The 11,635-nt window shown below is 55.7% G+C and carries 10 protein-coding genes and 1 pseudogene; 10 read left to right on the top strand and 1 reads right to left on the bottom strand.

What is annotated here, in order from left to right:
* Positions 1-203: 203 nt before the first annotated feature.
* On the bottom strand, positions 204-1,259 hold the full coding sequence (locus tag ACR0B3_RS16685; protein ID WP_480810065.1) for a tyrosine-type recombinase/integrase: 1,056 nt from the start codon (positions 1,257-1,259) through the stop codon (positions 204-206).
* A gap of 245 nt (positions 1,260-1,504) precedes the next feature.
* Here ACR0B3_RS16685 and ACR0B3_RS16680 point away from each other — a divergent pair, with 245 nt between their 5' ends.
* The 10 genes and pseudogenes from ACR0B3_RS16680 to ACR0B3_RS16635 all read left to right on the top strand — a co-directional run bounded on the left by ACR0B3_RS16680 (position 1,505) and on the right by ACR0B3_RS16635 (position 11,634).
* The gene (locus ACR0B3_RS16680) at positions 1,505-2,185 is read left to right on the top strand and encodes an IS6 family transposase (RefSeq protein ID WP_480809997.1); all 681 of its coding nucleotides are present in this window, start codon (positions 1,505-1,507) and stop codon (positions 2,183-2,185) included.
* Between the two features lie 58 nt (positions 2,186-2,243).
* A pseudogene (locus tag ACR0B3_RS16675) lies at positions 2,244-2,507 on the top strand (DDE-type integrase/transposase/recombinase); the annotation flags it as partial.
* Between the two features lie 429 nt (positions 2,508-2,936).
* On the top strand, positions 2,937-4,886 hold the full coding sequence (locus ACR0B3_RS16670) for an oxidoreductase (protein WP_480810064.1): 1,950 nt from the start codon (positions 2,937-2,939) through the stop codon (positions 4,884-4,886).
* A 74-nt stretch (positions 4,887-4,960) separates the two neighbouring features.
* Positions 4,961-6,157: a Tm-1-like ATP-binding domain-containing protein gene (locus ACR0B3_RS16665; protein ID WP_480810063.1), complete on the top strand. Its 1,197-nt coding sequence runs from the start codon at positions 4,961-4,963 to the stop codon at positions 6,155-6,157.
* Between the two features lie 10 nt (positions 6,158-6,167).
* On the top strand, positions 6,168-6,998 hold the full coding sequence (locus tag ACR0B3_RS16660) for a phosphoenolpyruvate hydrolase family protein (RefSeq protein ID WP_480810062.1): 831 nt from the start codon (positions 6,168-6,170) through the stop codon (positions 6,996-6,998).
* Positions 6,999-7,041: 43 nt separating this feature from the next.
* Positions 7,042-7,905 carry a branched-chain amino acid ABC transporter permease gene (locus ACR0B3_RS16655; protein ID WP_480810061.1) on the top strand — a complete coding sequence of 288 codons (864 nt, stop codon included), beginning with the start codon at positions 7,042-7,044 and terminating at the stop codon, positions 7,903-7,905.
* A gap of 4 nt (positions 7,906-7,909) precedes the next feature.
* On the top strand, positions 7,910-8,917 hold the full coding sequence (locus tag ACR0B3_RS16650) for a branched-chain amino acid ABC transporter permease (protein WP_480810060.1): 1,008 nt from the start codon (positions 7,910-7,912) through the stop codon (positions 8,915-8,917).
* The gene (locus ACR0B3_RS16645) at positions 8,914-10,149 is read left to right on the top strand and encodes an ABC transporter substrate-binding protein (RefSeq protein ID WP_480810059.1); all 1,236 of its coding nucleotides are present in this window, start codon (positions 8,914-8,916) and stop codon (positions 10,147-10,149) included. Before ACR0B3_RS16650 ends, ACR0B3_RS16645 begins: the two co-directional genes overlap by 4 nt.
* A gap of 10 nt (positions 10,150-10,159) precedes the next feature.
* Positions 10,160-10,906 carry an ABC transporter ATP-binding protein gene (locus ACR0B3_RS16640; protein WP_480810058.1) on the top strand — a complete coding sequence of 249 codons (747 nt, stop codon included), beginning with the start codon at positions 10,160-10,162 and terminating at the stop codon, positions 10,904-10,906.
* The gene (locus ACR0B3_RS16635; protein WP_480810057.1) at positions 10,903-11,634 is read left to right on the top strand and encodes an ABC transporter ATP-binding protein; all 732 of its coding nucleotides are present in this window, start codon (positions 10,903-10,905) and stop codon (positions 11,632-11,634) included. Before ACR0B3_RS16640 ends, ACR0B3_RS16635 begins: the two co-directional genes overlap by 4 nt.
* The last annotated feature ends 1 nt before the right edge of the window (position 11,635 follow it).

Here is an 11,635-nt window from a genome sequence, read left to right as displayed (position 1 = left end):
CGGGATTTATTCCGGCGGCGTACAGAATGACACCTTAATTTCTGGACAGGATTGTAACTTCGTAAGCTAATCGATCTGTCTGGGGATCTATTGTGACATGTTTCCGCGCTGGCCACTTTGACGGACGCCGCAGGGAAAAAGACATAGGCATTGCAGTCAGAGTTTCCCTCAAGCAGAGATTTCTTTGAACAATCAGTAAGTGATCACCCCAACAAGTCCGTTGCCGGGTTTTCCGCGATATCGACGTCGTCATAATATCTCTGCGCCTGGGCCATGGAGCGGTGCAGCGAGAGGCGCATGGCAGCCTGGATTGGGGCGCCGTCCAGTGCGGCTTGGGTTAGGAACCCAGAACGCAGACCGTGCGGCGAGGCGAAGTCCTCCGGCAACCCGGCCAATCGGAGGCGATGTTTGACGATCTGATAGATAGCGTCCGGTGAAAGCCGACGTTTCAGCACACGATCCGCTTTTGAGACTGGTCTGAACAGTGGCCCGTTCTTAATCTGTCCGACCTCGATCCAATGGACCAGAGCCTGGGCTGCGCGGCCTTTCAGCACCAGCCGCGGTGTTTCACCTTTGGTTGTCGTCTTGGTCTCCAGCAGTGAAATCCAAACCAGGCTTTTCTCGTCGAACTCCTTCAGTGAGACGTCTTCAAACATCAACCCGGTGATCTCCGAGCGCCGTCTGCCACCAGAAGCCCAACCCAGCATCAGGATTGCCCGGTCGCGGCAATCCCGCCGGGACCCCCGACAGGTGGACAGCAATTGCTCGAGCACATCGCGGGTAATCGGGTGCTGCGATTTTGGGGCAGGGGGTCGGGCTGCTGCCCGGCGCGCCTTGGCGCGGGCTTGCTTCACCTGCGGCGCCCCGAAAGGGCTGGTCAGGTTTTTCATTCGATGAAAGGCAAGCCAGGAGGCGATGCGCCGGTCCAGCGTCGAAGGGGCAGGGCAGGCGAGGGACTTGCGCAGCCCCTGAGCAATTAGCGCTTCTGCGGTTTCGCGCGCCATATCCGTTTCTGGTGCGTCATTCAGATCGCGGGCGTGATCGAGAATGAAGGCGAGGGCGGTGGCCTCAGATTCCGGCCAGTCCAGCGTCGCTGCGAACCGCGCGGACTTCCAGGCGGTGACATAAAGTAAATCCCGTTCATATGCCCGCAGCGTGTTTTCCGGTGTGCCGCGCACATAAAGATTAGTGAGCGCCTCCTGATCTGTTTCCGAGAGGGCAGGGGCCGCGGCGGGGAGGTATGGGGCAGGGGGCTTCATGTACCCATTCTGCGTCAAATTGGGTCAGATTTCAAATAGCATGATAAGGGATACTTATCAAATATAACTAAGATTTGACTGAACTAAAATGTAACAATCAAAAATACCAATTTTTGCGCGTAAACAAGATTATGTCACGACTGGCAGGGGCGAAATGGGGGGATCTGTTGCAAACTTTTTGCCATTGACGCTCAAGAACGCAGAGAGTGAATAGCGACCGGTGAAATTCAGCCGAAAGCCAGCTCATGATCTCCTTTAAAGGCGCGCAATATCCCAAGGATGTGATCCTCTTTGCTGTGTTCTTCTACCTTCGATACGGCGTGTCGTACCGTGACCTTGAAGAAATCATGTCCGAGCGTGGAGTTTCGGTTGACCACATCACGCTGAACCGTTGGGTGACAAAATACGCTAGTGCAATTGCCGATGTTGCGTGTCGTCGAAAGAGACCGTGCGACCGCTCCTGGAGAATGGACGAGACTTACATTAAGGTGAAAGGTAGCTGGGTTTATCTCTATCGTGCCGTAGACAAGCACGGCAAGACGCTTGATTTCATGCTTTCAGGACGTCGGAACAAACCCGCAGCCACCAAATTCTTCGCCCGAATGCTGGAGGTCAACGGCCTTCCGAGAAAGATTGTCATCGACAAAAGCGGAGCGAACACCGCTGGCCTCAAAGCCGTCAACAAGATGCTGAAAGGTTTTGGTTGCCCGGTCCCAATTGAAATGATCAGGCGGAAATACTTGAACAACATCGTGGAACAGGACCATCGTTTCATCAAAAGACGAACTCGCCCGATGCTGGGGTTCAAGGCCTTCGCTTCAGCGGCGGCTACACTGGACGGGATCGAAGTGGCACACATGATCCGCAAAAGTCAGCTCACGCCCGGAATCTGTCCGTTTCGTCAGTTTGCGGAACTGGCGGCATGAGCCGCGGGTTCGGTGTCAACTCTTCGGTCAATAAGAAACTTTGCAACAGATCCACTCCGCTGGCATCAAGGCAATAAACAAGATGCTTGCGGGTTTTGGCTGCCCCATCCCGATCGAGATGATCAGGCGGAAATATCTGAACAACATCGTAGAACAAGACCATCGTTTCATAAAACGGCGAACGCGCCCGATGCTCGGTTTCAAGAGATTTCCCTCAGCTGCCGCAACACTTGCTGGCATCGAAGTTTCTCACATGATCCGAAAGGGCAAATTCGCGCCTGGAATCTGTCCGTTTAAACAATTCGCTGAACTCGCAGCCTAACTTCGTTCCGATCGCCAAGACAGTTCGGTTAGCTCAAAACTTTGCAACAAAGCCCAACGTACAAAACTGCATCCTTGGGGAAATGACAGCCCTTCAATGAGATCATACTCAAACAACCTGTTCGAAAACTATTCGACGAGAAGAAGCCCAAGATCACGCATGCGCGTCAACTAGACCTCAGAGTTTGCGACACATCCTCAGTGGCTCTGTATTGGCCGGCGCTGGCTCCATCTTAGCGTGTATCTGACGCAACCATTCAGAGAGCATCATCAAAAATAGCAAGAAATATTTCTTCAAGTCTATGAAATTATTACATCATAATATTTTTACATACTTCATCGCAAAATTACATTTTTCATACTCACGTCACTTTTCCACACTGAGACCAACTCTATCAAAAAAACGAGAATTGGCACTTGGGAGGGTATTGTGGCCGAATATTCACACATTTCGAAAGAAGGTAGGATCGGCGGTCTGACGATCAAGAACCGGGTCTCGATGTCTCCAATGGAAAAACAATGGGGCGACCGCGTTGGCAATCCCACCCAGTTCTATGTCGACTTCATGGAAAAGCGGGCCAAGCACGGCGTGGGCATGATAACCATGGAATCCACTTTCGTGCATCCTCGTGGCCGGGGCCAGATTTGGCAGCTTGGCCTGTGGGATGATCGGAATATCGAACCCCATGCCCGACTGACGGATGCCGTGCGCAAGCATGGCACCCGTGCGGTCACTGAAATCATGCATGCGGGGCGTCAGGCGTCGACCTTCAAATCCGGTCTGCAACCCGAAGCGCAATCTCCGATCCCGTGCGAACCATCGGGCGGATACATTCCCCGCGAGGTCGACAAGGAGGATATGGCACGGATCCGCGAGTGTTTTCGACAGGCCGCACGCCGGGCCGTTCAGGCGGGGTACGACATGATCACCATTCACGGTGCGCATGGCTATATCATCACCGGGTTTCTTTCTCCCAAGTTTAATCAGCGTACTGACGAATACGGAGGCTCGGAGCAGAACCGCTGGCGGTTCCCGACCGAGATTTATGACACGATCCGTCAGGAAGTGGGGGGCGACGTTCCAGTCGGCATACGACTGTCTGCCACCGAAGACCTTGAAGGGGGCATGGTGGTTCCGCAAACCATCGATTTCGTCAACCACCTGACCGAACGCGGGCTTGATTACGTTGATGTCTCCGCTGGCGTCTACGAATCCGCCGCGACGATTATTCAACCGATGGACCTTCAGCAGGGCTGCCTTTTGCCGATAGCCCGCGAAGTCAAGCAAGGGGTCTCTATACCCGTGATTGGCGCCGGGCGTGTCAATGACATGGATATCGCGGAACGTGCCATTGAAAGCGGTGATGCCGATTATGTCCATATGGGCCGGGCGTTTCATTGCGATCCGGAAATCTACGAAAAGTCGATACGCGGCGACCGTGATCAAGTGATCGGTTGCATCGCCTGCAACAAGTGCATTGGCGAATTGTTCATCAACAACCGGGTTGTGTGTACAGTGAACCCTGCCGCCGGGCGCGAACGCCAATTCGCGCTCAAACCCGTAAAAACCGCCAAACGCGTCATGGTCGTCGGTGGTGGTATGGCGGGAATGGAAGCGGCCCAAGTGGCTGCATCACGAGGCCATAATGTGACCCTGTACGAGAAATCCCAGCAACTGGGCGGTCATATCAAGGTGCTAAGTTCCACCAAGAACCGCCGTAATTGGTGGCGTGCCGCGCAGGACCGGATTGGCCTTGTGGAACGCGCCGGTGTCCGGGTCGAGATGGGTGTCGAAGTCGATGCAGCCAAGATTCGATCGGAAAAGCCGGATGTGCTGATCATAGCGACCGGGTCAAAACCTTTTGTGCCACCTTACATTCCGGGGATCGATCAGGACCACGTGACCACGTATCAGGACCTGATCAATGGGCATGCCGACGTTGGTGTAAACGTCGTGGTGATGGGTGGTCAGGAGCTTGGCTTGACCACCGCCGAATACCTCAATGAGAACGGCGCGTCGGTGACCATCGTCGATATCGCAGACGGTATTGGTCAGGACATTGAAGGCATCACATCGACCAAGATATTGCCCCGCATCGAGGAGAATGAAGACATCTCCATAAGGGTCAAAACCAATATCGAGGAGATTGGAGAAGACACCGTCACGATCCAATCAGACGGCCAGATGGAGAAGCTCGAAGACGTCGATCAGGTAGTTTACGCGTGGTACCGGGAAGTGGACCGGGATTTGGTGGATGTGGTCGAGCGTGAAGTCCTGGATGACCTGGACATTGAATACCACGTGATCGGCGACGCGGTTTGGCCCCGCCATCCGTTCGATGCGGTGAACGAAGGCGCATTGGTCGGCCGCCGGATCTAGCGACACATCGGCGCAGGGCCATCCGGCGCCGATCCGCGAACTTTGAACAATCAAATTCGATGAGGGGAACGCATATGCCGGGCAAGGTTTATGTTGTCGGAACACTCGACACCAAACATGAAGAGTTGCGGTATATGCGCGACCTGATCGCAGCCCACGGTCTGGAAACCTGTCTTGTTGACCTCAGCACACAAGGGACGGGCGAAGGGGCTGATGCCTCCGCGCGGGACGTCGCGGCGCATCATCCCGAAGGTGTTGACGCGGTCCTGGGCGGGACAGATCGCGGGGCGGCAGTTTCGGCCATGTCTGTTGCGTTCGAAAACTTCCTTGCCGCGCGAACGGATGTGGCAGGTATCATCGGTGCTGGCGGCTCCGGCAACACCGCTCTTGTCACACAAGGGCTCAGGGTTCTCCCGGTGGGTGTCCCCAAAGTGATGGTATCGACCGTCGCGTCTGGGGACACCTCATCTTATGTTGGGTCCAGTGACATCTGCATGATCAATTCTGTGGCCGATGTTGCGGGTCTGAACCGGATCACGCGTCCGGTTCTGGGCAACGCGGCGAATGCTGTTGCGGGCATGGCGGCCAATCCCATAACAGCAATTTCCGACAAGGCCACAATCGGCATGACCATGTTCGGTGTGACCACGCCTGCGGTCACGCAGGTACGCGAGGCTCTTGAGGCGGATGCCGATTGTCTGGTGTTTCACGCCACCGGCGCGGGCGGAAAAGCCATGGAAAAGCTGATCGAGTCAGGGTTAATCGGAGGCTGCCTGGACCTGACCACCACTGAGATCGCGGATCTTCTGGTTGGCGGGATCATGCGTGCGGACGAAACCCGGCTCGATTGCATCGCTGAGACGCAGATTCCCTTTGTCGGCTCTTGCGGCGCGCTGGACATGGTCAACTTTGGCGGCGTCGAAACGGTGCCGAACCAGTTCAAGGAGAGAAACCTCTTTGTTCATAACGCGCAAGTTACCCTGATGCGCACGACAGCAGAAGAAAACGCTATGATTGGCCGCTGGATCGGTGAGAAGCTCAATCGCTGTAAGGGACCGGTGCGCTTTTTGATGCCTTTGGGCGGCGTCAGCCAAATCGACGCGCCCGATATGCCATTTCACGACCCGGATGCAGACGCTGCCCTGTTCGCGGCGCTTGAAGAAACCGTTCAGCAAACGGACAGCCGAAAGCTCGTTCCCGTAGACGCCAATATCAACGATCCGACCTTTGCGCAGGCGGTGCTTTCCGCTTGGACAGAGGTTTCAGGCTGAGGACGATCCTATGACACAAACACGCACAGACATTATGGCAGGATTTCGCGCCAAACTGGCACGCGGCGAACCAATCATCGGGGGCGGCGCCGGCACGGGAATCTCGGCCAAATGCGAAGAAGCGGGTGGCATTGATCTGATCGTCATTTACAACTCGGGGCGCTACCGCATGGCCGGGCGCGGCTCGCTTGCGGGGCTGATGCCTTATGGCGATGCAAATGGCGTCGTAATGGAAATGGCGGGCGAGGTTCTGCCTGTTGTGAAGCATACGCCGGTGCTGGCTGGAGTCTGCGCAACAGATCCGTTCCGCGATATTCCCAAGTTTCTGCAACAGGTCAAGGACGTTGGCTTTGCCGGTATTCAGAACTTCCCAACTGTTGGGCTGATCGACGGCATATTCCGGGCCAATCTGGAAGAGACGGGAATGGGCTTTGGCGCCGAAGTCGACCTAGTGCGTCAGGCCAATGAACTGGACCTGCTAACGACGCCGTATGTCTTTTCGTCCGATGAGGCCATCGCGATGACCGAGGCCGGAGCCGATATTGTTGTTTGCCATCTGGGGCTGACAACAAAGGGTGCTATTGGTGCGCAAAGCGCAAAGTCACTCGGGGATTGCGCAACGCTGATCAATGAATGGTCGGCGGCGGCCCGCTCGGTGCGTGACGACGTCGTTCTGCTGTGTCATGGCGGCCCGATTGCCATGCCCGAAGATGCCCAGTTCATCATGGACCATTGCTCGGACATGGCAGGGTTCTACGGAGCCTCGAGCATGGAGCGTTTGCCGGTCGAGATTGCGATCAAGGAACAGGTTGAAGCGTTTCGCCAGATCGGTCGGGCATGACGATCCATATGCGCGTATCGGCTGTACCCGAAGGAGTGTTCGCATGACCCTGACGACCTTTGTATTCCTTACCATCAACGGCGTCACCTTCGCGGCGCTGCTGTTTGTAATGGCGTCCGGGTTAACCTTGGCCTTCGGCTTGATGCGAGTCATCAACCTCAGCCATGGCGCTCTTTATATGCTGGGAGGTTATGTCGGGGTTTGGACTTTTGGTCAAACCGGGTCGTTCGGGCTGGCCCTGGTCGCCGGAGGAGGAGCGTCCTTGGTCCTTGGTGTCTTTGTCGAACGGGTGCTGCTTTTACGCGTGCGGGGCCAGGACTTGCCGGAAGCCATTATTACGATAGGTGTCGCGATCATTGTGGCCGACGCTATGCTGGTCATCTTTGGCGGAACACCACAGCGTCTCGCTGCGCCCGAGTTTCTACGCGGTGCCGTGGATCTGGGCGTACTACGTTACCCGAAGTTTCGGTTGTCAGTGCTTGTTTTCGCCATCGTGTTGGCGGCCATCTTGTGGTTCATCCTGACCCATACACGGACCGGCGCCGCCATTCGCGCTGGGGTAGATGACCGTGAAACTGCGGAAAGCCAGGGAATCAACGTCGGCCTGCTTTTCGCAATCGTCTTCGGATTTGCCAGTTTGCTGGCTGGTCTCGCAGGTGTTCTTGGCGCGTCATTCGTTTCGCTCTCGGCTACAACAGGTGTGCGCGTGCTAATGCTATCGCTGGTCGTTGTGATCCTTGGTGGGCTTGGCAGTATCAACGGTGCAATCGTCGGCGCGCTTGTCACCGGGCTAGTGGTCAGTTTCTCGTCCGCCCTCGCGCCGCAGTTTTCGCTGATGTTCCTCTTTGTGCCGTTGGTTCTGGTGCTGACGTTCCGTCCGCATGGCCTCTTTGGGCAGAAGGTGTAGCAGTATGGAGAACCAATCGCCCATTTGGTTCAGTCTGGCGGCAGTGGTGATGCTTGCGCTGCCGTTTGTGTTGGGTGATTACTTCCTGCTCCTGGCCAACCGCGCCATAATCTTTTCGATCATCGCGCTTAGCGTGGCGCTCTTGGCAAGCGAATTGGGACTTGTCTCGCTCGTGCAGACAACATGTGCAGGCTTGGCCGGGTATGCTTTTGCAATTTCCGTGATGAGCCACGATGTCCCGATCTTTTGGGCGATCCTGATTGCCATTGTCTTTGTGCAACTGGTCGCTATCGTATTTGCACTGCTGACAGCGCGTGTCGTGGGTGTGCCCTTCATGATGCTGACGCTTGCGCTCGGACAACTCTTCTGGGCACTGACGTTTCAATGGAGCGATGTGACGCGGGGAACCAACGGTTTTACCGGTATTCCCACACCGAGCGTCTTTGGATTTGGGTTCGATTCCCGTACGACCAGTTACTACATGGCGCTGATCGTCGCGACACTGGTATTCTGGAGCGCCGGGCGTGTGACCGCATCGAGCTTTGGTCTGCTGCTGCGCGGCATTCGCGACAATGAACCGCGCATGAAGGCTTTTGGTCACCCGGTGGCGCGCGCGCGGTTTCTGTTCTTTCAACTTACCGCGTTTTACGCCTGTTTGGGCGGGTTACTTTTGACTTGGGAAACCGGGCTTATCACACCGCCATCGCTGGACCTGAACCGGGCTATCTGGGTACTGACAGCGGTCGTTCTTGGCGGAGTTGCCATGAAGACCGGTGTTTTGGTCGGTGTGGTGTTGCTCGTGTTTCTGGAAGCGACCATCAACATCTTCACATCGCGTCATCTCATCATTTTCGGCGGCATCCTGATCTTTTCCATGATCGCCATGCCGGACGGGCTCGTGCCCACCATCCGGGACGCCTTGCGACGGCAGCGCACCAAGACGCTGCAGGCGGCAAAGAGTTTTGGCATCCCACATTCCAACACCAACTCTCAACAGGGGGAAAACCAATGAAATCTCTATTTTCCAGAAACCTGCTCGGCGCAACTGCGCTTGGCCTGATCATGGCTGGCAACACCGCTTCGGCAGACCACATCAAGGTCGGTGTGATTGGTACGCTCAGCGGCGTGTTTGCCTTCTTTGGCGAGGAGATGGTCGAAGGGATCGAGCTCGCTGCTGAACAAGCCGGCTACCAGGCAGGGGATCACACATTTGAGCTGATCATCGCGGATGACGAACTCAACGCCGAGGTTGGGCTAACCCGGATCGAACGGCTTGTTTCTCAGGATGAAGTTGACATCATCGTTGGGCCGATCGCTGGATTCATCGGGTCGGCAGCGGCCAAATGGGCCTGCGCCGACGGCACGCCACTTGTGATTGCTTACGCGGCGGCCGAGGATGACACGATGCGGGACCGCTGCGCAAACGTTGTGCGGCCTGGCTGGACCGGGGCGCAACCGATGTTCGCCTTTGGCGAATACATCGCTCAACAGGGTATGAAGCATATTGTCATGGTCGGTGAGGATTACTCGTTCCCACACAACCAGATGGGCGGATTTCTGAAATCCTTCTGCCGCGCGGGCGGTGAGAAGGTAACAAAGATCTATCACCCGTTGGGCCAAGACGACTTTGCCTCGATCCTTGCAACGCTGCCCCAGGGAGACGCTGTTATGTACAACGGTGCCGGCACGGATGCCGCATCGTTCTTCAACCAGTACGAACAGTTCGGCTTGCGTGATCAGATGCCCATTATCGGAGGCTCAAACTTCTTTCTGCCCTTCATGCTGCGACTTATGGGCGACAGCGCGCTTGGTGGCGTCTCGGCGGTTCAGTATACCGATTATCTCGACACACCCGAAAACAAAGCCTTCGTTGAAGCGTATAAAGCTGCTTATGGCGACAGTCCGTCGGCCCCCGGTGAGCATGGCTTTGTCGCGATGCATCAGGTCATGGAAGCGATTGCCAAAGCAGGTAAGGATCGTGATGCAATGGTGGCAGCGCTGCGTGAGTTCGAGTTTGACGCACCGCGTGGTCCGATCACAATCGACGATTACGGAAACGTCGTACAGAACATCTATATCAACGAAGTTCAAAAGATCGATGGTGAGCTGGTGAATGTGCCTATCGCTACCTTCGAAGCGGTCAGCCAGTTCGGCCCCTACGACCCGGAGAACTATATGGCCGATCCACGTGACACGGCGGACTTCCCTCCGGGCGACTGCTCTGATCCTTACTACCAGGAATAAGGCGAGTTCCATGCAAACTAACGCGGGCGGATCGCTAAAGATCAAAAGCATCGAAAAGTCTTTCGGTGCTGCGCGCGTCTTGTCGGGGGTGACGTTTTCCGTCAGCCCCGGTGAACGACATGGATTGGTAGGGGTTAACGGTGCCGGAAAGACGACATTGTTTGACATTATCGCAGGTGATCTTTCCGCCAGTGACGGAACCATAGAAATGAATGGGCAGGATGTCACCAAGCACAGTATTCAGGACCGTGTTAATCTTGGACTGGGCCGCACCTATCAAGTCTCAAGCCTCGCTTTGTCCGAAACGGTTCGGGCAAATCTTATGCTCAGCGAAGGTAACGGCGCGTTACCGTCGTTATGGACCCCTTGGCAAGACTCACCCGGGGCCATCGGCATTCTTGAAATGGCGGAACGTATGGGCTTGTCGGACATGTTGGACGAGCCCGTCGCAGACCTGTCACATGGTGCGCAACGCCAACTTGAACTGGCAATGGTTCTGCATCGAAATCCAAGGTTGCTTTTGCTGGACGAGCCGGCGGCCGGACTATCCCCGGCTGAGCGGGAAACGCTGGCTCAGGCAATTCGGGACCTGCCGAAATCTGTCACGATGATCATGGTGGAACATGATTTGGAAATAATCCTCTCGCTTTGCGAGCGACTAACGGTTTTGCACCATGGCGAGATCCTGATGACCGGAACGCCAGATGAGGTTATCGCGAATGAAACGGTCCGTGACATCTATTTGGGGAATACATGATGGCAGTGGAAATCGGACTTTCGCTGGATAAGGTGAACGCTTGGTATGGCCACGCGCATGTTGTGCAAGGCGTTACACTTGAAATAGGTGCCGAATGTTTGGCTTTGATGGGTCGTAACGGCGCGGGCAAGACCACGCTTGCCCGTGCGATCATGGGTCTGTCCCCGCCGCGCATGACGGGACAGGTCCAAATTGGCGGGACGGATGTCTCAGAGTCACCATCATACAAGCGGTCTAAGGCGGGGCTGGGATACGTTCCGCAAGGTCGGCGCATCTTTAACTCCGTCACGGTCGAAGAACATCTGATGCTTGCCCGTAAATCAAGCGGATCAAGGTGGACCGATAGCAAGATTTACGACATGTTCCCGACGCTCTCTGATCGCAAGACGACAGCAGCTGGCAACCTGTCAGGTGGTCAGAAATCCATGCTTGCGTTCGCGCGCGCATTAATGACCGATCCTAAGTGCTTGGTTCTGGACGAACCAACAGAAGGGCTGGCCCCTGCCATAGTTGACGAAATGTCCCAAACTATTCGAAAGATGGTCGATGAGGGTGTTCCGGTACTGCTGATCGAACAAAACATTCACGCCACAGAAGTTGCAAGCGACCGGGTTGCTATCATGAACTCTGGTCAACTTGTTGGTACATGGACAACCCAGGAGTTTAAGGCAGATCACGCAATTCGCGACCAGTATCTTGGACTGAGCGCAATCGACGCCGCAACATGAC

The sequence above is a fragment of the Ruegeria sp. CE9 genome (genome assembly GCF_056537425.1).
This window is presented reverse-complemented; position numbering and strand designations above follow the sequence as displayed.